The sequence below is a fragment of the Streptomyces rectiverticillatus genome (assembly GCF_013394065.1).
GTDB classification, from domain to species: domain Bacteria; phylum Actinomycetota; class Actinomycetes; order Streptomycetales; family Streptomycetaceae; genus Streptomyces; species Streptomyces rectiverticillatus.
In genome coordinates this window covers 4,443,263-4,465,321 of the sequence record NZ_CP040752.1, presented here as the reverse complement: position 1 = coordinate 4,465,321, position 22,059 = coordinate 4,443,263, and the positions used below count along the sequence as shown (strand labels likewise).

General features: G+C 73.6%; 17 protein-coding genes. 3 read left to right on the top strand and 14 right to left on the bottom strand.

Translation table 11 applies throughout. From position 1 onward, the window contains the following. Positions 1-105: 105 nt before the first annotated feature. The 3 genes from FGW37_RS19555 to FGW37_RS19545 all read right to left on the bottom strand — a co-directional run bounded on the left by FGW37_RS19555 (position 106) and on the right by FGW37_RS19545 (position 4,008). Positions 106-606 (bottom strand): SCO4402 family protein, encoded by a 501-nt coding sequence (locus FGW37_RS19555; RefSeq protein WP_425506652.1) that lies wholly within the window; start codon positions 604-606, stop codon positions 106-108. Positions 607-679: 73 nt separating this feature from the next. Beyond that, positions 680-2,488 (bottom strand): hypothetical protein, encoded by a 1,809-nt coding sequence (locus FGW37_RS33885; protein ID WP_179082228.1) that lies wholly within the window; start codon positions 2,486-2,488, stop codon positions 680-682. A gap of 128 nt (positions 2,489-2,616) precedes the next feature. After that, complete coding sequence (locus tag FGW37_RS19545) at positions 2,617-4,008, bottom strand: NsdA family TPR-like regulatory protein (protein WP_179082227.1); 1,392 nt, start codon at positions 4,006-4,008, stop codon at positions 2,617-2,619. Positions 4,009-4,331: 323 nt separating this feature from the next. Between FGW37_RS19545 and FGW37_RS19540 the strand changes: the two genes are divergently transcribed. Then, a complete protein-coding gene (locus FGW37_RS19540; RefSeq protein ID WP_179082226.1) occupies positions 4,332-5,006 on the top strand; it encodes a bifunctional DNA primase/polymerase in 675 nt (224 codons plus the stop codon). A gap of 27 nt (positions 5,007-5,033) precedes the next feature. On the opposite strand, the gene FGW37_RS19535 is transcribed toward FGW37_RS19540, so the two are convergent. The 3 genes from FGW37_RS19535 to FGW37_RS19525 form a co-directional block, all read right to left on the bottom strand. Next, entirely contained in the window at positions 5,034-6,506 is a 1,473-nt protein-coding gene (locus tag FGW37_RS19535) for an FAD-dependent monooxygenase (RefSeq protein WP_179082225.1), read from the bottom strand. A gap of 146 nt (positions 6,507-6,652) precedes the next feature. Then, the gene (locus FGW37_RS19530; RefSeq protein WP_179082224.1) at positions 6,653-7,522 is read right to left on the bottom strand and encodes an alpha/beta fold hydrolase; all 870 of its coding nucleotides are present in this window, start codon (positions 7,520-7,522) and stop codon (positions 6,653-6,655) included. 513 nt (positions 7,523-8,035) lie between these two features. Next, the gene (locus FGW37_RS19525; protein WP_030369085.1) at positions 8,036-8,728 is read right to left on the bottom strand and encodes an iron-dependent transcriptional repressor DtxR; all 693 of its coding nucleotides are present in this window, start codon (positions 8,726-8,728) and stop codon (positions 8,036-8,038) included. Between the two features lie 195 nt (positions 8,729-8,923). Between FGW37_RS19525 and FGW37_RS19520 the strand changes: the two genes are divergently transcribed. Then, entirely contained in the window at positions 8,924-9,682 is a 759-nt protein-coding gene (locus tag FGW37_RS19520) for an SIS domain-containing protein (RefSeq protein WP_179082223.1), read from the top strand. Between the two features lie 122 nt (positions 9,683-9,804). On the opposite strand, the gene FGW37_RS19515 is transcribed toward FGW37_RS19520, so the two are convergent. Both FGW37_RS19515 and pdxH read right to left on the bottom strand, forming a co-directional pair. After that, positions 9,805-11,181, bottom strand: coding sequence for a PAS domain-containing protein (locus FGW37_RS19515; RefSeq protein WP_425506553.1), 1,377 nt, complete (start codon positions 11,179-11,181; stop codon positions 9,805-9,807). Positions 11,182-11,584: 403 nt separating this feature from the next. Next, entirely contained in the window at positions 11,585-12,283 is a 699-nt protein-coding gene (pdxH, locus tag FGW37_RS19510; protein WP_425506552.1) for a pyridoxamine 5'-phosphate oxidase, read from the bottom strand. 365 nt (positions 12,284-12,648) lie between these two features. Between pdxH and FGW37_RS19505 the strand changes: the two genes are divergently transcribed. Beyond that, positions 12,649-13,767, top strand: coding sequence for a citrate synthase 2 (locus FGW37_RS19505; protein WP_179082221.1), 1,119 nt, complete (start codon positions 12,649-12,651; stop codon positions 13,765-13,767). A gap of 72 nt (positions 13,768-13,839) precedes the next feature. Here FGW37_RS19505 and FGW37_RS19500 read toward each other — a convergent pair whose 3' ends face one another. The 6 genes from FGW37_RS19500 to FGW37_RS19470 all read right to left on the bottom strand — a co-directional run bounded on the left by FGW37_RS19500 (position 13,840) and on the right by FGW37_RS19470 (position 21,998). Next, positions 13,840-14,439, bottom strand: coding sequence for a TetR/AcrR family transcriptional regulator (locus FGW37_RS19500; protein ID WP_179082220.1), 600 nt, complete (start codon positions 14,437-14,439; stop codon positions 13,840-13,842). Next, a complete protein-coding gene (locus FGW37_RS19495) occupies positions 14,427-15,155 on the bottom strand; it encodes an enoyl-CoA hydratase family protein (protein WP_179082219.1) in 729 nt (242 codons plus the stop codon). The genes FGW37_RS19500 and FGW37_RS19495 overlap by 13 nt, the downstream gene beginning before the upstream one ends. 14 nt (positions 15,156-15,169) lie before the next feature. After that, positions 15,170-16,327: an acyl-CoA dehydrogenase family protein gene (locus tag FGW37_RS19490; protein ID WP_179082218.1), complete on the bottom strand. Its 1,158-nt coding sequence runs from the start codon at positions 16,325-16,327 to the stop codon at positions 15,170-15,172. Beyond that, the gene (locus FGW37_RS33380; protein WP_246430454.1) at positions 16,324-18,627 is read right to left on the bottom strand and encodes an acetyl/propionyl/methylcrotonyl-CoA carboxylase subunit alpha; all 2,304 of its coding nucleotides are present in this window, start codon (positions 18,625-18,627) and stop codon (positions 16,324-16,326) included. Before FGW37_RS33380 ends, FGW37_RS19490 begins: the two co-directional genes overlap by 4 nt. A gap of 69 nt (positions 18,628-18,696) precedes the next feature. Continuing rightward, on the bottom strand, positions 18,697-20,295 hold the full coding sequence (locus FGW37_RS19475; RefSeq protein WP_179082217.1) for an acyl-CoA carboxylase subunit beta: 1,599 nt from the start codon (positions 20,293-20,295) through the stop codon (positions 18,697-18,699). Then, the gene (locus FGW37_RS19470; RefSeq protein ID WP_179082216.1) at positions 20,292-21,998 is read right to left on the bottom strand and encodes an acyclic terpene utilization AtuA family protein; all 1,707 of its coding nucleotides are present in this window, start codon (positions 21,996-21,998) and stop codon (positions 20,292-20,294) included. The genes FGW37_RS19475 and FGW37_RS19470 overlap by 4 nt, the downstream gene beginning before the upstream one ends. Between the last annotated feature and the right edge of the window lie 61 nt (positions 21,999-22,059).

Below are 22,059 nucleotides of genomic sequence, written 5' to 3'. Positions count from 1 at the left end.
TAGCCTCGCACACCCGCGGGGCCCGCCCGACCGCCCGGACCCCGCGGCGCCCGGCGGCAGGCCCTGCGCGGGCCCGAAGGACCGGCGAACCGGCCGGCGCCCGGCTCAGCGCACCTGGGTGAGCCGGTCCAGCACGTCCAGCGGGCGCGGCGGCACCTCCGGCTCGTCCCCGTCGTTCAGCGCCAGCCGTACGTGCGCCTCCCGCGCGGCCTGTACGGCCTCGGGCCAGCCGTGGTGCTCCAGGTACGCCGAGACGGGCGCGTCGGGCCCGACCTGGTGCATGATCCGCAGGACCCGCAGCACGGCCAGGTCGACGAGCGCGGCCTCGCCCGAGTCCCGGAAGATCGTCCCGATGTACTTCTCGGCCGACCAGTTGTCCAGCCAGGTGTCCTCGACCAGCCGGTAGACGGCGTCGGTCACGTCCCCGAATCCCGCGTCGCCCGCGAGCCAGCGCTCGCGCTGGAAGTCGGGGTCCGAGAGCATGTGCAGCGCCGAGCGCACATGCGCACGCCAGCGCCACCACGGCATGTCATTGAGCGGCATGCCGTCCATGGTGGTCGAGCGGCGGCCGCGGCGGGAAGACTTCTCCGAACCCTGCATAGCAATCGATCGTACGTTCCCACCCGGGCGGCCCGCCCCGGCCCCTGGGATTCGCCCCCGGGATCCGCCCCCGCGACCGCTACAGCTGCGCCCAGGAGTGCTGCGACAGTCCGTACTTCTTGGCGATCGGGTTCCACAGCTCCGCGGCCGCCTTCTTGGCGGCGGTCGCCTCGCCGCTGGCCCGGTCGCCCGCGGCGCTCTCGCCGGACGGGCGGGCGTGGCCCTTGACGCACCCGTGCTTGCCGCCCACCTGGTCCGCCCAGGCCGCGTAGTGGGTGTCCGCGGACGCGGAGGACTTCCAGGCCTTGGTCAGCTGCGCCGAGAGCTGGGCGCTGTCGGGGAGCTTGTCGATCGCCGTCTTCTGCAGGCGGGTCACCAGGCTGTCGCGCTGCTTGGCGGCGTCGCGCAGGTCGGAGGCGGACTTGCCCAGGTCCTTGCAGTTACGGGTTGCGTCGACGGCCTTGATGACGGCGTCACGGCTGTTGTTGCTGTCCTTCAGCAGGGCGTCCAGGGCCTTGGCCTGGGCGGCGGCCGGGTCCGCGGGGGCGGCGGACGGCTCCTCCTTCTTCTTCTTCCCGCCGTCGTCCTGCGGCGCGCTGCTGGGCGCCGCGGAGCTGACCGCGGTGTTCTGCGGGGTGTCGCTCTTGTTGTCGTCCCCTCCGCTGAGCAGCGCACCGGCGGCGAGCCCGGCGGCGGCACAGCCGGCGACGACGATGCCGACGATGGCTGCGGTGGGCAGCTTCCGCCGGGAGGGCGGGCCGACGGGGGCGGGCTGCCGGGGAGCCGCGTGCGGGCCGCGCGGCGGGGGTATGTGCGCGGCCGCAGCGGGCTCGCGGCCGGCCTGCCGGGCGGCGGTGCCGGCAGCGGCGTCGGCGGAGGCGCGGAAGAGCCCGTCGAACTCGGAGGGCGGCGGCCGCTCCCCCTGCGCGGCCATGCCCCCGAGGGACGGCCGGGGGGCGGGGGCGCCCGGCGGCGGCGGGACGGGCCCGCCGGTCTGCGGCGGAAGCATCCGAGTCGCTTCACCGGCGGACGACGCGGCTCCGGGGACGGGCGGCGGGTACGGGGCGCCTGCGGCGGGGGCTCCGCCGGAGGGCGCGTTTCCACCGACCGGCGGCAAGTACTGGGTCGCTGCAGCAGCCGCGTCCCCGCCGAAGGGCGCGGCCCCCGGCACGGGCGGAAGGTACTGGGTCGCCGCGGCGGAGTCCCCGCCCGAGGGCGCGCCACCACTGACCGGCGGCAGGTACTGCGTGGCCGCATCCCCGCCGGAGGACGCGCCTCCGCCGACAGGGGGCAAGTACTGGGTCGCCGCGGCGGCCGCGTCCCCGCCCGAAGGAGCGGTGCCCGGCACGGGCGGAAGGTACTGGGTGGCGGCGGAGGCCCCGTCCGAGGAAGCGTTTCCGCCGACCGGCGGCAGGTACTGCGTGGCCGCCGCAGCGGAGTCGGGGAGCGGCGGCAAGTACTGGGTCGCGGGGTCCGCGGACTGTCCGCCCGGGGCGGCCGACGCGCTCGGGGCACCGCCGGGAGCACCGCTGCGGGCGCCACCCTGAGCAGCATCACCCTGCGCGGCATCACCCTGAGCAGCGCCGCCCTGAGCAGCGCCGCCCTGCGAGTACGGAGCAGGCGGCTGCGGCGCCCCGGGAAGCGGTCCGGAGGCGACCGGCGGCAAGTACTGGGTGGCTTCGGAAGCGGAGTCGGGGGTGGCGGGGGCGGGCCCGGTGCCCAGGACCGGTGGCAGGTACTGCGTGGCCTCGGAGTCACCGGGGCGCGGGGGCGTGCCCGGCGGCATCTCGGGCGGCAGGGGGGCACGCTGCGCGTCGGGCCCCCACGGCTCGCCCCAGGGCCGGCCGGGGGCCGGCTGAGGCGCGTTGCCCTGTCCGCTCTGCGTCACCGGGACTCCTCAAGCTGTACGGCAACTTATCGATAGCGCGGCCACGCTACCGGGTCGCCGCACGGCAGGGCCATGCGGCCGCCCCCTGCCCGGCAGGGGGCAGGGGGCGACGGTTCCGGCGGTCGCCTCTAGGCCGCCTGCACCTCCAGCCGGGCCCCGAATTCCCGTACCACCGGCTCCTCCCGGTAGGGCGCGAGCCGCTGCTGGAAGTCGTCCAGGTACTCCGCGCCCCGGTTCGACCTCAGCGTGCCCAGCAGGTCCAGCGCCCGCACCCCGGTGGCACACGCCTCGTCGACGTCGCGCTGCTGGACCTGCGCCGTGGCCAGCAGCAGCATCCCGATGGCGCGCCTGCGCACCCGTCCTTCCCCGTGCCCGGCGACGGCGTCCTCCGCGTGCCGCCGGGCCTGTTCGGCCTGACCGAGGTCCCGGTGGCAGTGGGCCAGTTCGTCGGCCAGGTAGGCGTGGTCGAAGTGCCGGATCCAGGCGGGGTCGTCGCCGGAGTCCGGCGAGGGGTCCCCGGCCTGTTCGAGCTTGGCGATGGCCTTGGCCGCGACGCCCTGGCACGACCGTGCGTCGCCGAGCAGGGCGTGCCCGCGCGCCTCGGCCGCGTAGAACATGGCTTCGGCCCGCGGTGTGACATGCCCCCGTGCCCCTTCCTGTGCTGCTTTCGCCAACTGGGCGATTTCCCTTGGGTTCCCCAACGAAGCCGCCAGGTGACTCATGCTGGCGGCCAGCACGTACCCCCCGTACCCACGGTCCCCCGCAGCCTGGGCGAGGCGCAGCGCCTGGATGTAGTACCGCTGGGCGAGGCCCGGCTGGCCGGTGTCGACGGCCATGTAGCCCGCGAGCTCGGTCAACCGGGCGACCGCGGCGAAGAGTTCGCGGCCCACGGACTCGCGGTAGGAGCCTGCGAGCAGCCCGGAGACGACGCTGTTGAGGTAGTGCACGACGACGGGCCGTACGTGCCCGCTGCCGTACCGGTGGTCGAGTTCGACCAAGGCCTCCGTGGTGGCGCGCACGGCGTCGACGTCGGACGGCCCCACGCGCGCCCCGGCATTGCGGGCGACCTGGGGGTCGGCGCCGGTGATGAGCCAGTCGCGGCTCGGCTCGACGAGCGCGGAGGAGGCGACGGACGTCCCGCTGAGGAAGTCCCGCCGGCCGACGTCGCTCCGCCACAGCTCACACACCTGCTCGATCGCGCCGAGCACGGTCGGCGAGAACTGCAGGCCGACGCCGGAGGCGAGGTTCTTGCCGTTCGCCATGCCGATCTCGTCGATGGTGACGGTGCGTCCGAGCTTGCGGCCCAGCGCCTCGGCGATGATGGCGGGGGCCCGTCCGCGCGGCTGCTGGCCGCGCAGCCAGCGCGCTACGGAAGTCTTGTCGTAGCGCAGGTCGAGCCCGTGCTCGGCGCCGCACATATTGACGCGCCGGGCGAGGCCGGCATTGGAACAGGCGGCTTCCTGAATGAGCGCCTGCAGCCGTTCGTTCGGCTGCCGCGCCACGAGTGGCCGTGCGGCCATGCTGTACCCCCTGAAACTGCTAAGCGTTCGCGGCGCGGTCCGCCGCGGCATGCGGAGAAGCTGAGACAGCTGACTGCGTCTTCCCCTGTGATCTTTGCCCCCTGAATGTCCGGAGAATGCGGACTTAACGGTAATGACAGCAAAGGCGGCATTGGCCAGACAATGACGGTCTCGCCCTGTCGCCGCAGAGGTGGCTACCCACCCTCGGAGGCCGACCCGCGTCTGCGCCCCCGTACATGCATCCGTGCGCCCCACGTGCATGCCCTGGCACCGCCCACAAGCGTGAGCCTGAGCCGTAACCCCTCGTGACGAGGGGAGTTGTGATGGGCGTGGAAGAGACCATCGCAGTAGGAGCCCCGCACATCCCCCAACAGCGCAGCGAGCAACTGCTGGACGCCGCTGTCAGGTATGCGGAGGAGCGGCACTGGGACGTATTCGGCGGCACGTGGCTGCAGGTGGAGGAGGGGCGGGAGCACTGCTCGTGCGGTGATCCCGGATGCCCCGCCCCCGGTGCGCACCCGGACCGCCCGGACTGGGCGACCCAGGCCACCGGCAGCGCGGTCGCCGTCCGCCGCATGTGGCAGAAGCAGCCCGCCGCTTCGGTCCTGCTGCCGACGGGCCGCACGTTCGACGCGCTGGACGTCCCGGAGACCGCGGGCTGCCTGGCGCTGGCCCGGATGGAGCGGATGGACATCCAGCTGGGGCCGGTCATGTGCACGCCGTTCCGCCGGATGCAGTTCTTCGTCCTGCCCGGCGGGGCGCTGAAGGTCGCGGACCTCGCCCGGAAGCTGGGCTGGCACCCCACGTCGCTGGACCTCATCGCGCGCGGCGAGGGCGACTACGTGGTCGCGCCGCCCACCCGGATGGGCACGCGCGGTTCGGTGCAGTGGGCGCGCCAGCCCACGGCCGCCAACCGCTGGCTGCCGGACGCGGAGGAGCTGGTGAGCGCCCTGGCGTACGCGTGCGGGCGGGATGCGGCGGACGCCCGCCGCAGGTGAGGCACGCGGCGGCGGGCGTGAGCGGGGTCAGCCGTGGTCGGCGGCCTCGGCCACGTACCCGTCGGGCCGGACGAGGAGCGTCGTCGGGCGGGCGTCGGCACGGGTGACCGTGGTGACGCCCGCCTTGTCGTGGGGCGCGTGGGGCGGTGCGCCCCCACCGCGCGGCAGGACGCGGACGTACGTCCCGGCGCGCAGCGCCTCGTACAGGCGGGAGGGCTCGCCCGGGCGCTCCGCGAGGGGCAGGTCCGGGGCGCGGCGCCCGGTCAGCGGGTGGGAGCCGGGCGGCGCGGGGTAGTCGATGCCGATGCCGGACATCATGAGCGCGCCCCGGTCGGTGGCGAAGGGCAGGGCTCCCGCGGCCAGAGCGGCGGCGTCGCGCAGCCCGCGGGCGACGGGCGAGGCGAGCAGCACGGACCGCAGGAGGGTGCCGCTCAGGCGCAGCACCAGCCGGCCGACGGGGTGGCGTTCGTCGTGGTAGCTGTCGAGCAGGGAGTCGGGGGCCGTGCCCTTGAGGACGGCGGCGAGCTTCCAGCCGAGGTTGGCGGCGTCCTGGAGCCCGGCGTTCATGCCGAGCCCGCCGGCGGGCGAGTGGACGTGGGCGGCGTCGCCGGCGAGGAGGACGCGGCCCTCGCGGTAGCGCGGCACCTGTCGCTCGTCGCTGTGGAAGCGCGAGGTCCAGCGCGCGTCGTGCATGCCGTAGTCGGTGCCGAAGGCGGCGCGGGTGACGGCCTTGAGCTCGTCGAGCTCGACGGGGGCGCCGGAGGGCAGCTCGCAGCCGCGCCGCCAGGCGATGGCCCGGTAGTAGCCGTCGCCGAAGGGCACGAGGAAGGCGAAGCCGTCGCGGCCGCTGTTGAAGGCGGGCAGCCCGTCGGGCACGGTCTCCAGCCGTACGTCGGCGAGCATGACGGACCGCAGCACGGACCGCCCCGGGAAAGGCATCCCGAGCGCCTTGCGCACGGCGCTGCGGACGCCGTCGGCGCCGACGACGTAGGCGGCACGCAGCGTTCCGGTGGCGTTCTCCGCGCCGTCGCCCTCGGTACGGACGTCCAGCTCGACACCGTCGGCGTCCTGCCGCAGCCCGAGCACCTCGGCCCCGCGCTGCAGCACGGCCCCCGCCTTCAGGGCACGCTCCTCCAGCACCCGCTCCGTCTCGTACTGCGGCGTCATCAGCACGCCGGGGAAGCGGCTGGGCAGCCGGGAGAGGTCGATCCGCCCGCGCCCGAAGATCCGCAGGGTGTCGAGGAAGGGGCCGGTGGACAGCAGGGGCTCGGCGATCCCACGGGCGTCGAAGGCCTCCAGCGTGCGCGCGTGAACGGCGAACGCCCGCGTGAGATTGGATTCCCGCGCCCTCTTCTCCACCACCGTGACCCGCACACCGGCGGCGGCCAGATCCCCGGCGAGCAGCAGCCCGGTGGGGCCTGCGCCGACGACGATGACGTCGGCGGGGGCGGAGGCGGAGGGAGGGGTGGAAGCGGTACGGGGGAAGAGCGGGGAGGACATGACGGCTCCTCGGGTGGCTCGTCAGAACATGTGGCCGTACTGCCAGTGCACACCCGCGCCCGAGATATGTCAACGCTTGTTGAATTAATGTGCAGCCTGCCGCCGGGAGCGGCCCGCGTCTCCCCTACGTCCGCAAGCACCGACTCCTACGTCCGCAGCGCCGACTCCAGGAACCCCTCCACCGCCTGCCGCCAGCCCTCCGGCTGGTCGTAGTGGACCAGGTGGCCCGCGTCCTGGATTTCGGCGTAGGTGCCGCGGGGCAGGACGCGGACCATTTCCTGGGCTTCGGCGCGGCCCAGTTCGCCGTCGGGGCCGCGGACGACGAGGGTGGGGCACTGGACGAGGGCGAGCTCTTCCCAGTGGGCGTCGTGGGCATAGGTCTCGCGGGCCTGGAGCATCTGGCGGCGGGAGAAGGCGGGGCGCCAGCCGTCGGCGCGCTCGGCCATGATCTCGGCGTAGTAGTCCCCGCGGGCCGGGCGGGGGCGCTCCAAGGTGGGGTCGCCCTCGGCGAACCACTTGCGGACGTCCGCGAGCGTGGCGAAGGGGACCGGCCAGGACCTGAACCACTCGCCCCACTCGCGCTGCGTGGCGGCTCCGAGGGCGGAGGCCCGCATGTCGCAGATGACCAGGGCCCGGACGAGGTCGGGGCGGCGGGCCGCGAGCTGCCAGGCGGTCAGGGCGCCCATGGCGTGGCCGATCAGGACGGCGGGCGCTAAATCCAGGCTCTCGATCGCGGCCTGGGCGTCGGCGATGTAGGCGTCGCGGGTGTAGGGGCCGTCGGCGGGGCGCTCGCTGCGGCCGTGGCCCCGCTGGTCGAGGGCGACCGCGCGGTGGCGGCCGGAGAGCCAGCGGGCGGTCTCCGCCCAGTGCGCGGCGCGGCCCATCAGGCCGTGGAGCAGCAGCACCGCGCCGGGGCCGCCCGTCCCCTCCCGGCAGGGGCGCTTGGGCGGATCGGCGAACTCCCAGGCCGCGAGCCGCACTCCGCCGCTCCCCCTCACGTCGATACGCCGAACCATGAGCCCTGGCACCCCCTACTCTCCCCCGAGCAGCTTCACGATATAGAACTTACATTCGAATGCATGCTCATCGCGCGCAACACCCCTCGTTCGAGTGACCTCAGGGGAGGGTTGGCAGGCGGCACCCAGGGGATTAATCGACCTGGGCGCGGACCGCTCGGGGAAGAAGGTCCGCGGGGCGGACCCTGAGAGCTCGGGGCTCCGGGTCGCCACGGGGGTATATGGGGAGGCAGGGCCCCGGCTGCCCGGAAGGGCGCCGGGGCCCTTGTCACACCCCACGGGCCTCATCGCGCTCTCCCTCCCCGGGGCGGCGGCGTGCCGCGCATATGCGCGCCAGCGCCAGCGTGGCACGGCCGGGCCGCCCGCGGGCCCGTTACGCGGACTCCAGCCGGATTCAAGGGAGTTGACGCAGCACACCGGGGAAACCGGCACAGCAAACCGCCCCGCTGCGGGCCGCGGAGGCGGCCGTGTGCAGCGGGGCGCGGGCGAAACGGGGATCCGGGCGGGAAGGCCTCAGCGCTTGGCGACGAAGACGTGCGCCGCGATGTCCGGCTCCAGCTCGGTGGCCTCGCCGCTGCTGCCGACGATCACACCACCCGCCGAATCCGTCACGCTGACCACCGCACCGGGCTGAACGCCCGCGCGCCGCAGCGAATACATCAGCTGGGCATCCGTCTGGATCGGCTCGCCGATCCGGCGTACGACCACCGTCTTGCCGTCGGACCCGGCGTCCAGATCCATCAGGCTGACCATGTCCTCATTGAGCAGCGGGTCCGGCTCGGCCTTCTCGCCCAGCTCCTCCAGGCCCGGGATGGGATTGCCGTACGGCGACTCGGTGGGGTGGCGCAGCAGCTCCAGCACGCGGCGCTCCACCGCCTCGCTCATCACGTGCTCCCAGCGGCAGGCCTCGGCGTGGACCTGCTCCCACTCCAGGCCGATCACGTCCACCAGCAGGCACTCGGCGAGGCGGTGCTTGCGCATCACGCGCGTGGCCAGCCGGCGGCCCTCCTCGGTGAGCTCCAAGTGCCGGTCGCCCGCGACGGACACCAGGCCGTCGCGCTCCATGCGGGCCACGGTCTGGCTGACCGTCGGCCCGCTCTGGTCGAGCCGCTCGGCGATGCGGGCACGCATGGGGACCACACCCTCCTCCTCCAGCTCGAGAATGGTGCGGAGATACATCTCCGTGGTGTCGATCAGTCCGGACATGCGTGCCCCTCGATAAGTCGTGCGCTGGCCCCTGAACCCAATTCTGACGCATACCGCCGACAACGGTGCCGCGTACGGCCCCTGCCCGCCCGCCGTATTGACAGGGCCCTGGTCCAGACCGCAACGTGATCCGCGCCACGAGCGTACGCCAGACCGTACGCGCCACCGGATCTCGATCTAAGGAGCCCCGCAGCGATGAGCGAGAACAAGCTGGCCGGGCAGTTCTTCGACGCCGCGATCGGGCTGCTGCAGCGGGTGCGCGACGAGGAGGCCGGGCACATCACGGCCGCCGGGGCCCTGCTCGCCGACACCGTGGCGGACGGCGGCCGGATCTTCGTCTTCGGCGCCGGCCACTCCTCGCTCCCCGCCCAGGACGTCGTCTACCGCGCGGGCGGCCTGGCCCTGATCAACCTCCTCGCCGTCCCCGGCGTCGTCGGCCTCGACGTCGTGCCGGCCACGCTCGGCAGCGCCCTGGAGCGGGTCAACGGCCTGGCGGGCGCGGTCCTGGACACCAGCCCCGTACAGGCCGGCGACGTCCTGATCGTCATCTCCCTCTCCGGGCGGAACCCCCTGCCCGTGGAGATGGCCATGAACGCCCGCGCGCTCGGCGTCCGCGTCATCGCCGTCACCTCGCTCGCCTACGCCGAGCACACCAGGTCCCGCCACTCCTCCGGCACCTTCCTGAAGGACCACTGCGACCTCGTCATCGACAGCAAGATCGACATCGGGGACGCGGAGCTGACGGCCGACGGCATCGCGGCCCCCTTCGCCCCCGCCTCGACGGTCGTCACCAGCGCCCTGATGCAGGCGGTCGTCGCGGCCGCCGCGGGCGAGCTGGCCGCGCGCGGCATCGACCCGCCGATGCTGCGCTCGGGCAACGTGGACGGCGGGCACGAGTGGAACGGGCGGGTGCTGGAGGAGTACGGCGACCGGATCTTCTTCCGTCACCGGTAGCGGCTGCGCTCGGCCGGGCCCGGCAGCGCGATCAGGTCGCCTGCGGGCCGTCCGTGGCCGGTCGCGCAGCTCCCCGCGCCCCTACCGGGGCCCGGCATCGCAACGGCCCCGCTACGGCCCCGCTACGGCGTCGGTCCCGCAAGGTCGATCGACGCCGCCACCCGGCACGCGATGTCCTCCGCGTACGTCGCGTCCGAGCGGTCGAAGGGGCGGCGCGACGGCCCGCGCAGGAACGTCACCACGCCGAGCGTCCGCCCGCGGCTGCGCAGCACCGTGGCCAGCGCGTGCACGGTGCCCTCGGGCCACTTGCGCGCGGTGGCCCAGGTCTCGGTGCAGTCCGAGGCCGCGCGGACGGAGCCGCAGCGCTCGACGGCCTGCAGGGCGGGGTGGCCGTCCGGATACGGCACCGGCAGGCCGCCACGGCCCATGGCCGGGCAGGGCCCCGGGGTGCCGGCCGGCGTGGCGGTGGCTCTGACCAGCCGGATCGGGGGCTCGGGGGCCGGGCGCGGCTCGGGGAGCAGGTCGATCAGGGCGTGGTCGGCGAAGCCCGCGAGGGCGAAGTCCATGTAGAGGGAGGCCGCTTCCATGGGGTCCTCGCACTCGGCGACGGCCCGGCCGGCCCGGTGCAGCTGGCTGGCGCGGAAGCGCAGCCGGGCGCTGTCCTGCTCGGTGAGCCGGGCGGCGGTGACGTCCAGGAACAGCCAGGCGACCCCCAGCGGCACCGGCTCCTCGGCGAGCGGCGACGCCAGCCGCAGGAAGCCGCTGCGCCAGCAGCGGCGCTCGGGCGGGGCGCCGCCCTGGTCGCGCAGGGTCACCCACAGGTCGGTGGGGGCGGGCGGGGCGCCTGCCGCGAGGACGTGCTGGAGGGCGCCTTCGACCTCCTCCACCCCCTGGTCCAGCAGCTCGCCGAGCGGCCGGCCGAGGAGCGCGGTGCGGCCCGTGCGCAGGGCGCGCGCGGCGTGGGCGTTGGCGAGGGCCGGGCGCAGGTCGGCGTCGACGAGCACGACGCCCCAGGACGCGTCCCCGAAGAGGGCCTCGCTGAGCGCGATGGAGCGCTCCAGGTCGATCTGCGTGTGCACCTCGCTGAACGCGCAGTAGACCCCGGCGGGCCGGTCGCCCGCGCCGGGCAGGGCCGACAGCTGGGTGCGCACCAGCACCCGCCCGCCGTCCTTGGTGAGCAGCGCGAACTCGTGCACGTGGCGGCCGGGCGCCGCCATGGCCTCATCCAGCCGGGCCGCGACCTCCGCGGCGTCGGCGGGCCGCACCGCCCAGCCGGCCAGCCCCTGCCGCCCGACGGCCTCGGCCGCCGTCCAGCCCAGTATCCGTTCGGCCTCGCGGTTCCAGTGGGTGACCGTGCCCTCGGCGTCGAAGGCGCACAGCGCGGCGTCCATGCCGTCGAGGAGCGCCGCGAGGAGGCCGGAGTCGTCGCTCTCGGCGGCTTCCACCGAACCGGGCGCGGCGGCCGGGCGGGCCGGGCCCGAGGTGTGTGGTGCGGTCACGAGGTACCCCCAGCTGGACGCGTCTGCATGTCCTGCACGACGGGTCATTCAACTCGACCGTGATGGGCACCACACCGTCTTCGGGGAAATCGTTGCCCACCGGAAATTCGGTTGTCGCTCATCCGCACGCTTCCTAGGGTGGTGCGCACACGAGAAGGGAGGTGGTTCGGGACATGATTTCATTCCGGACGCGTGAGGTGACTGCGGGCTAGCGCCCGTCGTCGCGCCAAGCGCAACGCCGGGGCCTCCCAGCTGCAGCTGAGGGGATCCGCCGGCCAATCCCAAGCAGTCACCCGATCCGTGGGCCGCCGAGTCGTCCGCTCGGCACCGCCGCGCCGCAGGGCGCGGCGGTAGCCGGCCCACGGATCGTCTGTTTCATTGCCTTACGGGGCGAGTCACCGCCTTACGGGGCGAGCCGCTCCACTCGCCATCCCGCCTCGCCCTCCCGTACGTACCGCAGCCGGTCGTGCAGCCGGTTCTCGCGTCCCTGCCAGAACTCCACGCTCTCCGCGGTCACGCGGTATCCGCCCCAGCCCGTCGGCACGGGCACCGGCTCCCCTTCGGGATAGCGGGCGAGCAGCCGCTCGTACGCGGCATCGATCTCCTCCCGGGACGCCACGACCGCCGACTGCTCGCTCGCCCAAGCGCCCAGCTGCGAGCCGCGCGGCCGCGAGTGGAAGTAGACGGCCGTCTCCGAGGGGTCCACGCGCTCGGCCCGGCCGGCGACGATGACCTGACGGCCGATCGGGTGCCAGGGGAAGAGCAGCGAGACGTACGGGTTGCCCGCCAGGTCCGCGGCCTTGCGCGAGCCGTAGTTGGTGTAGAAGACGAAGCCCCGCTGGTCGTAGCCCTTGAGCAGCACGGTCCGCGAGCCGGGCCGGCCCCCGGCACCGACCGTGGAGACCACCATGGCGTTGGGCTCCCGCAGCCCCGCCGCGAACACCTGCGCGAACCAGATCGCGAACTGCTCGTACGGATCGGGGGCGAGGTCCGATTCCAGGAGGCCCTCGGAGCGGTACTGCTCACGCATGGCGGCGGCGTCCAGCGCACCGCCGTGGAATTCGGGAGCGGGGAACTCGTCGGCGTGGGTCACGCGGCCCATCCTGTCAGCAAAGGCTCGCGAAAGGCCCGGAGGCAGCAGATGAGCCTGCCCTCAACAAGCCCTCCGTAACCCTCCCGTGGGCAAAACCCCCACTGTGCCGGACATCACCTTTCGCCGCATGTGGCGAACCCCCCAAAATCGCAGGGCGGGAAGCTGTGGTACCCGCACATCACCGGCTATCGTTTCCGGCCGGAATCCGGAAACGAGCCCGCCCGTCAGGGGTCCGGGCGCGCAGCCGGGTGAAGACCCCCGCCGCACGGGGCATGACCCGGTTGACCGGTGAGGGACCACGAGTCGCCACCGAGCAGCCGCGCCCGACCGGGCCCGGCGCCCCAGCTGTCGCACACATCATGAGGAGCCGCCTGATGTCCGACTTCGTACCCGGACTCGAAGGAGTCGTCGCGTTCGAGACGGAGATCGCCGAACCCGACAAGGAAGGCGGCTCCCTGCGCTACCGAGGCGTCGACATCGAGGACCTGGTCGGCCAGGTGTCCTTCGGCAACGTCTGGGGCCTGCTGGTCGACGGCTCGTTCAACCCCGGCCTGCCGCCCGCCGAGCCGTTCCCGATCCCCGTCCACTCGGGGGACATCCGCGTGGACGTCCAGTCCGCGCTCGCGATGCTCGCCCCCGTCTGGGGCCTGAAGCCCCTCCTCGACATCGACGAGGCCACGGCCCGCGACAACCTGGCCCGCGCCGCCGTCATGGCCCTGTCCTACGTCGCCCAGTCGGCGCGCGGCCAGGGCCTGCCGATGGTCCCGCAGCGCGAGATCGACAAGGCGGAGACCGTGGTCGAGCGCTTTATGAAGCGCTGGCGCGGCGAGCCCGACCCCAAGCACGTCAAGGCCGTCGACGCCTACTGGACGTCCGCCGCCGAGCACGGCATGAACGCCTCCACCTTCACGGCCCGCGTCATCGCCTCGACGGGCGCCGACGTGGCCGCGGCGCTCTCGGGCGCGGTCGGCGCCATGTCCGGCCCGCTGCACGGCGGCGCGCCCTCCCGCGTCCTCGGCATGATCGAGGAGATCGAGCGCACGGGCGACGCCACGGCCTACGTCAAGCAGGCCCTGGACCGCGGCGAGCGCCTCATGGGCTTCGGCCACCGCGTCTACCGCGCGGAGGACCCGCGCGCCCGCGTCCTGCGCCGCACGGCCCGCGAGCTGGCCGCGCCGCGCTACGAGGTCGCCGAGGCCCTGGAGAAGGCGGCCCTGGAGGAGCTCCACAACCGCCGTCCCGACCGGGTCCTCGCCACGAACGTCGAGTTCTGGGCGGCCATCGTCCTGGACTTCGCGGAGGTCCCGGCGCACATGTTCACGTCGATGTTCACCTGCGCCCGCACGGCGGGCTGGAGCGCGCACATCCTGGAGCAGAAGCGCACCGGCCGCCTGGTCCGCCCCTCCGCCCGCTACGTCGGCCCGGGCCCGCGCGACCCGCGCGAGGTCGACGGCTTCGCGGACATCACGGGCACGGCGACGGTGGCGGGCTGACACCGCCCCCCCCTGAAGGCGGTTGCGCGGACTCCACCGGTCGGCGCAACCGCACCCCCGGTGCTGGTGACCTCACAGCAGGTCGTTGAGGACGCCCGTCCAGTGCCGGACCACGCGGTCGCGTCTGGCGCTGTCGTCGGTGAGCAGGGTCGCAAGGCCCAAGCCCCGGCACATGTCGAGGAAGCCCTGGACCGTTTCGCGCACGCCCGCGTGGCGTTCGTCCGCGCCCAGGAGCTCCAGTGCCATCCGGTGCACCTCCCGGCCGACCCGCGCCTCCAGTTCGGTGACCCGGGTGCGCAGTGCGTCGTCGTGGGCGGCGGCGACCCACAGTTGCAGGGCGGCGCGGAACAGCGGGCCCGTGCAGAGGTCCACGAGCTGGGCGACCGCCAGGTACGTACGGGCCGGGCCGGTGATCAGCTGCACCTGGGGCAGCAGGCCGCGCACGGCGGCCGACCGCTGTTCGGCCACGTACTCCACCGCGGCCGTGAACAGGTCCTCCCGGGTGCGGAAGTGGTGCTGGGCGGCCCCCCGCGAGACGCCCGCGCGCTCGGCGACGACGGAGACGGTCGAGCCGGCCCAGCCGTGCTCGGCGAGGCAGGCGATGGCCGCTTCGAGGAGCCGCCGGCGCGTGGCGCGGCTGCGATCCTGTTTGGGGAGGCTCAGCGCGTCCATTCCGGCTCCCTGCGCTCGAGGAAGGCGGTCATGCCCTCGCGGGCCTCGGCGGAGCCGAAGAGCCGGGCGGACAGCTCGGTCAGCCGGCCCGTATCGCGGTCGAAGGCCCGCCGTACGTCCGCCGTGACCAGGGCCTTGGACTCGGCGAGGCCCTGGGGCGAGCCGCGCCGCAGCCCGTCCAGGACCGGTTCGAGATCCTGCTCCCCCGCGGTGACCAGCCCGATCCGTACGGCCTCCGCCGCCCCGAACCGCTCGCCGGTCAGGTAGTAGCGAGCCGCCGCGCGCGCGTCGAGGCGCGGCAGCAGCGGCAGGGATATGACGGCGGGGGCGAGCCCCAGCCGGGCCTCGGTGAAGGCGAAGGAGGACGCCTCTCCCGCCACGGAGATGTCACAGGACCCCAGCAACCCCAGCCCGCCGGCGCGCACGTGGCCGTTCACCCGGGCCACCACCGGCTTGGGCAGCTCAACCACCGCGCGCATCAGCCGTACGAGGGCCTGCGGCCCGTCCGTGCCCGTCTCTCTCAGATCGGCGCCCGAACAGAAGGTGTTGCCGGCATGGGCCAGCAGGACGGCACGCGTACCGGCATCCTCTCCGGCCTCTGCCAGACCCTCCAGCAGCTCGGCGACCAGCCGGGAGGACAGGGCGTTGCGGTTGTGCGGGGAGTCCAGGGTCAGCGTGGTGATGCCTTGCTCCGCAGAGCGGTGGACCAGTTTCACGTATGCCGCCTTTCTCAGTACGACTTGGGCAGGCCCAGCGTGTGGTGCGACACGTAGTTGAGGATCATCTCCCGGCTGACCGGGGCGATCCGCGCCACCCTCGACGCCGTGAGCAGCTGGGCGAGCCCGTACTCGGAGGCGAGGCCGTTTCCGCCGAGGGTGTGCACGGCCTGGTCGACGGCGCGGACGGCGGCTTCGGCGGCGGCGTACTTGGCCATGTTGGCCGCCTCTCCGGCGCCCATGTCATCACCCGCATCGTAGAGATGGGCCGCCTTGAGCATCATCAGCCGGGCGAGCTCGATCTCGATGTGCGACTGGGTCAGGGGGTGTGCAACGGCCTGGTGCGCGCCGATGGGCTCGCGCCAGACCGTCCGCGTACGGGCGTAGTCGACGGCCCGGCCCAGGGCGTAGCGGCCCATGCCGATGGCGAAGGCGGCGGTCATGATGCGCTCGGGGTTGAGGCCGGCGAAGAGCTGGAGCAGACCGGCGTCCTCGTCACCGACCAGGGCATCAGAGGGCAGCCGCACACTGTCGAGAGTGAGCTCGAACTGCTTCTCGGGAGAGGCGAGTTCCATGGGAATCGGGCTCCTCCGGAACCCGGGGGCGTCCCTGTCCACGATGAACAGGCACGGCTTGAGCTTCCCCGTCCGCTCGTCCTCCGTACGGCCCACGATCAGCGTAGCCTCAGCAACGTCCACGCCGGAGATAAAGACCTTCCGACCACTGAGAACCCACCCGTCGCCCTCCCGCCGCGCAGTCGTCGTGATGCGGTGGGAGTTCGATCCGGCCTCGGGCTCGGTGATGCCGAACGCCATCTTCGTCGTCCCGGCGGCGATCCCGGGCAGCCAGCGCCGCTTCTGCTCCTCCGTGCCGAAGCGGGCGATCACCGTGCCGCAGATGGCGGGCGAGACGACCATGAGCAGCAGGGGACAGCCCGCGGCGCCGAGCTCTTCCAGGACGATGGCGAGCTCGACCATGCCGCGGCCGCCGCCCCCGTACTCCTCCGGGAGGTTGACGCCCAGGTAGCCGAGCTTGCCGGCTTCCTCCCACAGCTCGTCGGTGTGCTTGCCGTCGCGGACCGCCGCGGTGACGTACTCACGCCCGTAGCGGCTGCCGAGTGCGGTGACGGCGGCCCGCAGGTCCTGGTGTTCCCGGGCCTCTAAGAAACTCATGACGAAGGCTCCTCGGTGACGACGGCGAGCAGGGCTCCGACCTCGACCTGGCGGCCGGGGGCGGCGTGCAGGGCGGTGAGCGTGCCGGCGGACGGAGCGACGATGCGGTGCTCCATCTTCATGGCCTCCAGCCAGAGCAGGGGCTGGCCCGCCTCGACCAGGCACCCCGCGGCGACCCCGTCCGCGATTCGGACCACCGTGCCCGGCATGGGCGCCAGGAGGGAACCGGGTGCCGCGGGCAGGGCGCCGGGATCGGGGAAGCGGGGCAGGAGGGTGAACGCATGGGCGCCCAGCGGCGAGTCGACGTGGACGCGGTCGCCGTAGACGGCCACGTCGTAGGCCGTGCGAAGGCCGTTGGCCTCCAAGACGACGTGGTCACAGTCCGCCTCAACCAGCCGAATGCCGGTGGTGTCCTCGACCTCCAGGCCGCGCCGGGTCAGGCGGTAGCGCACGGTGTGCTCCGTACCGTCCGGCTCCGAGCGGTAGCGCTTCTCCTGCGGCCGGGAGGGAAGGTTGCGCCAGCCGCCGAAGCGGGAGCGGCCTTGTGCGTCGGCTACGGCCGCGGCCAAGGCGGCGATTGCGGCGCCCTCGCCGCGGGGTGCGGTCAGCTCGGCCAAGTGCCGTTCGTAGAAAGCGGTGTCCATACGGCCCGCGAGGAATTCCTGATGTCGGAGCGACCGTACGAGGAGATCCCGGTTGGTGACCGGCCCGTGGATGCGGGCGCGCTCCAGCGCGTGCGCCAAGAGGCGGATGGCCTCCGGCCGGGTGGGAGCCCAGGCGATCACCTTCGCCAGGAGCGGGTCGTAGTACGGGGTGACCGTGTCCCCTGCAGCGACGCCCGCGTCGACGCGGAGGCATCCCGCGCCTCCGGCGCGGTTTTCCGCCCACCCGCCCACCCGTTGAGGCAAGAGGCGTTGATCGAGAGGTGAGGCGGCCGCTGATGGAGTGGCGGCTGGTGAGGCGGCCGCTGATGGAGTGGGGGCTGATGAGGCGACCGCCGGTGGAGTAGCCGCTGGTGAGGTGGCCGCTGGTGAGGTGGCCGCTGGTGAAGTGGCCGCTGGTGAAGTGGCCGCTGGTGAAGTACTGCGGGAGGGGGCGGGGGCGCAGGGGTGGGGGTCCGGGGCGCTGACGTGTATTTGCGGGCCCGGTGCGGCAGGGGGCTCCGAGGCGTCGCCGGGCACGGGCCCGTAAATATACGGCCCCGGACCCCCACCCCGGAGCCCCCGCCACCGGACCCCGGACGCACCCGCCCCCACCGACAGCTCCCGAACCACCCCCACCTGCGGCCGCCACCCCGCCCCCGGATCCTCCGCGTACAGCCGCGCCTCCACCGCATGCCCGGACGGCGGCCCCGACGGCCCGGCGCCCAGCGCCGCCCCCTCCGCCACCCGGATCTGCAGCGCCACCAGATCCAGCCCGTACACCGCCTCCGTCACCGGATGCTCCACCTGCAGACGCGTGTTCATCTCCAGGAAGAACGCCTGCCCGTCCTTCACCAGGAACTCCACCGTCCCCGCACCCACGTACCCGATGGCCCGCGCCGCAGCCTCCGCGGCCTCGCCGAGCACTGCCCGTAGCTCTTCCGGGAGCCCCGGCGCCGGGGCCTCTTCGATCACCTTCTGGTGCCGCCGCTGCAGCGAGCAGTCGCGCGTCCCCAGTACCCACACGCCCCCGTGCACGTCGGCCAGGACCTGCACCTCCACGTGCCGACCGCCCTCCACGTACGGCTCGACGAAGACCTCGTCGTCGCCGAAGGCGGCCATGGCCTCCGCCCGCGCGGAAGCGAGCTCGGACTCCAGCAGGGCGGGATCCCGCACAACACGCATCCCCCGCCCGCCCCCACCGGCCGCAGCCTTGACGATCACCGGCGACCCCCCGGCCACCACCGGCCCCCCGGCGGACGCCGTCAGCACCGGCACCCCCGCCTCCGCCATGATCCGCTTGGCCCGCGTCTTGGACGCCATCGCCTCGATCACCCCGGGCGGCGGCCCGACCCACACCAGCCCCGCCCGCTCCACGCCCCGCGCGAACGCCGCGTTCTCGGAGAGGAACCCGTACCCCGGATGCACGGCATCCGCCCCCGCGACAAGCGCAGCCTGCACGACCGCATCCCCCCGCAGATACGTATCCGCGGCAGCAACCCCGGGCAGCCGCACCCCCGCATCGGCCTCCCGCACGTGCAACGCACCGGCGTCAGCGTCCGCATACACGGCGACGGTACGAATGCCCAGTTCCCGGCACGTACGGAACACCCGGCACGCGATCTCGCCCCGGTTGGCGACCAGCAGCGAATCAACCACCAGATCCTCACCCCCCACATCCGACTCGCACCCGACTCGCACCCGACTCACACCCGACTCACATCCGACTCACATCCGGAAGACGCCGAACCCGCCCCGCACGCCCTCGACCGGTGCCGAGTGGATCGCGGACAGGCACATCCCCAGTACGGTCCGCGTGTCGCGCGGGTCGATGACGCCGTCGTCGTAGAGCCGCCCGGAGAGGAAGACCGGGAGGGACTCCGACTCGATCTGCTGCTCGACCATGGCGCGCAGCGCGGCGTCGGCTTCCTCGTCGTACGCCAGGCCCTTGGCCTCCGCCGACGTGCGGGCGACGATCGAGAGGACGCCCGCGAGCTGTTGCGGCCCCATGACGGCGGCCTTGGCGCTGGGCCACGCGAACAGGAACCGGGGATCGAAGGCGCGCCCGCACATGCCGTAGTGCCCGGCCCCGTACGAAGCTCCCAGCAGCACCGACAGATGAGGCACGCGCGAGTTGGCCACCGCATTGATCATCATCGCGCCGTGCTTGATGATGCCGCCCTGCTCGTAGGCCTGCCCGACCATGTACCCGGTCGTGTTGTGCAGAAAGACGAGCGGCACATCGCGCTGATTGGCCAGCTGAATGAACTGCGCGGCCTTCTGCGACTCCTCGCTGAAGAGGACCCCCTGCGCGTTGGCAACGATCCCCACGGGATACCCGTGCAGCCGGGCCCACCCGGTGACGAGACTCCTCCCGTACCGCTCCTTGAACTCGTCGAAGTCGGACCCGTCCACGACGCGCGCGACGACCTCACGGGGATCGAACGGAACCTTGAGGTCTCCGGGCACGATGCCGAGAAGCTCGCCCTCGTCGTACAGAGGTGACGCGCCAGGCCCCGGATCGGGTTGGGCCTTGCGCCAGTTCAGCCGGGCGACCACGCGCCGGGCCGAACGCAACGCATCGAGTTCGTCGACGGCGAAGTAGTCCGCAAGGCCGGACACGCGCGCGTGCATCTCCGCACCGCCCAGCGACTCGTCGTCGCTCTCCTCCCCCGTGGCCATCTTCACCAGCGGCGGCCCGCCGAGAAAGACCTTCGACCGCCCCTCAACCATGATCACGTGATCGGACATGCCGGGGACGTACGCGCCTCCGGCCGTCGAATTGCCGAACACCACCGCCACCGTGGGAATCCCGGCAGCGGACAGCCGCGTCAGATCGCGGAACAGCCCACCCCCCGGGATGAAGATCTCCTTCTGGCTCGGCAGGTCGGCCCCGCCGGACTCGACCAGCGATACGACCGGCAGCCGGTTGGCGAACGCGATCTCGTTCGCCCGCAAGGCCTTCTTCAGGGTCCAGGGGTTGCTGGCCCCGCCCCGCACGGTCGGGTCGTTGGCGGTGACGACGCACTCGACGCCCTCGATCACCCCGATCCCGGTGACGAGCGAGGCGCCGACCGTGTAATCGCTCCCCCACCCCGCCAGGGGCGACAGCTCCAGGAAGGGCGTGTCCGGGTCGATCAGCAGTTCGACCCGCTCGCGGGCGAGGAGCTTGCCCCGCGCCCGGTGCCGGGCGACGTACTTCTCCCCGCCCCCGGCGAGCGCCCGCGCGTGCTCCGCCGCGACCGCGTCGAGCCGCTCCAGCATGGCCGCCCGGTGCGCGGCGTACTCCTCGCCCGACACGTCGAGCCCGGAGACGAGCACCGTCACAGCAACACCTCCGGTATGTCCATGTGCCGGGAGCGCAACCACTCCCCCAAGGCCTTGGCCTGCGGGTCGAAGCGGGCCTGGGAGGCGACGCCGGCGCCGAGCAGCCCGCCGACGGTGAAGTTGAGGGCGCGCAGGCCCGGGTAGACGTGGCGGGTGACGGGGAGCCGGGCGGTCTCCGGCAGGAGCCTGCGGAACCGCGCTCCGGTGAGCTCGTGGGCCAGCCAGCGCCACGCCGCGTCCGTGCGCACCCACACGCCCACGTTGGCCGAGCCGCCCTTGTCGCCGCTGCGCGCTCCGGCGACGAGCCCGAGCGGTGCGCGCCGGACGGGCCCGGGCGGCAGCGGTTCGGGGAGTACGGGGGGCTCGGGCGGGGGCTCCCCCTCCGCGGCCGCGGGTACCGCGGGCACCCGCAGCCGCGTCCCGTCCGGCAGCACCGCCGTGTGCCGGACGGCGTACGCGTCCACCGAGGCGGCCTCGAACACGCCGTAGGGGGATCCCCGGCCCGGCGGCGCGGTGACGTGGAAGCCGGGGCAGCTGGCCAGGGCCAGCTCGACGGCCGCGCCGCTGACGGCGCGGCCGACCGCCTCGGGGTCGGGGTCGCGCACGACGAGCCGCAGCAGAGCGCTCGCCTCCTCCTGCACCTCCGCGTCGGCGTGGTCCGTGCGCGCGAGGGTCCACCGGACCTCGGCGGGCGGGCGCTTGCCCAGCGCGTCCTCCATCTGCGCCCGTACGAGGGCGGCCTTGGCCTCCACGTCGAGGCCGGTCAGCACGAACACGACCTCGTTGCGCCACCCGCCCACGCGCGTGAGGCCCACCTTGAGCGTGGCCGGCGGGGCCTCGCCCCGCACGCCGCTGATCCGTACGCGGTCCGGGCCGTCCTGCGCCAGCCGGACGGTGTCCAGCCGGGCGGTCACGTCGGGGCCCAGGTAGCGCGGGCCGCCCGTCTCGTACAGGAGCTGGGCCGTGACCGTGCCCACGGTGACGGCGCCGCCCGTGCCGGGGTGCTTGGTGATGACGGCCGAGCCGTCGGCGTGGATCTCGGCGAGCGGGAAGCCGGGGCGGCGGACGTCGTGCTCGGTGAAGAAGGAGTAGTTGCCGCCCGTGGCCTGCGTGCCGCACTCCAGGACGTGCCCGGCGACGACCGCGCCGGCCAGCCGGTCCAGGTCGTCGGCGAGCCAGCCGAAGTGGGCGGCGGCGGGGCCGGTGACGAGGGCGGCGTCGGTGACGCGGCCGGTGACGACGATGTCCGCGCCCGCCCGCAGGCAGGCGGCGATGCCCGCGCCGCCGAGGTAGGCGTTGGCCGTGAGGACGTCCGGGCCCCACTCCCGCTCCTGCAGCAGGTCGTCGCCCTCGACGTGGGCGACGCGGACGTCGGCGCCGACGCGGCGGGCGAGGGCGCGGATCTCGCGGGCGAGGCCGCCGGGGTTGAGCCCGCCCGCATTGGCGACGATCTTCACGCCGCGGTCGGCGGCGAGGCCGAGGCTCTCTTCGAGCTGGCGCAGGAAGGTCCCGGCGTAGCCGCGGGCGGGGTCCTTGAGGCGGTCGCGGCCGAGGATGAGCATGGTCAGCTCGGCCAGGTAGTCGCCGGTGAGGACGTCGAGGGGGCCGCCGGTCAGCATCTCGCGGAGGGCGCCGAAGCGGTCGCCATAGAAACCGGAGGCGTTGCCGATCCTCAGCGGACGTAAGGGTTCGGGGTCTGTCACTGTGTGCCGCTCCCTCGGGAGTTCGTCAGGACGGGGAGAGCGTGACAGCGCCCGGGAAAAC

Excerpts from the sequence above, each read along its gene's own strand:
- pdxH (WP_425506552.1), bottom strand. The coding sequence starts at position 12,283 with ATGGGCCGCGTGACCCACGCCGACGAGTTCCCCGCTCCCGAATTCCAC.
- FGW37_RS19535 (WP_179082225.1), bottom strand. The coding sequence starts at position 6,506 with ATGTCCTCCCCGCTCTTCCCCCGTACCGCTTCCACCCCTCCCTCCGCC.
- FGW37_RS19540 (WP_179082226.1), top strand. The coding sequence starts at position 4,332 with ATGGGCGTGGAAGAGACCATCGCAGTAGGAGCCCCGCACATCCCCCAA.
- FGW37_RS19545 (WP_179082227.1), bottom strand. The coding sequence starts at position 4,008 with ATGGCCGCACGGCCACTCGTGGCGCGGCAGCCGAACGAACGGCTGCAG.
- FGW37_RS19490 (WP_179082218.1), bottom strand. The coding sequence starts at position 16,327 with ATGAGTTTCTTAGAGGCCCGGGAACACCAGGACCTGCGGGCCGCCGTC.
- FGW37_RS19505 (WP_179082221.1), top strand. The coding sequence starts at position 12,649 with ATGTCCGACTTCGTACCCGGACTCGAAGGAGTCGTCGCGTTCGAGACG.
- FGW37_RS19500 (WP_179082220.1), bottom strand. The coding sequence starts at position 14,439 with ATGGACGCGCTGAGCCTCCCCAAACAGGATCGCAGCCGCGCCACGCGC.
- FGW37_RS19525 (WP_030369085.1), bottom strand. The coding sequence starts at position 8,728 with ATGTCCGGACTGATCGACACCACGGAGATGTATCTCCGCACCATTCTC.
- FGW37_RS19520 (WP_179082223.1), top strand. The coding sequence starts at position 8,924 with ATGAGCGAGAACAAGCTGGCCGGGCAGTTCTTCGACGCCGCGATCGGG.
- FGW37_RS19530 (WP_179082224.1), bottom strand. The coding sequence starts at position 7,522 with ATGGTTCGGCGTATCGACGTGAGGGGGAGCGGCGGAGTGCGGCTCGCG.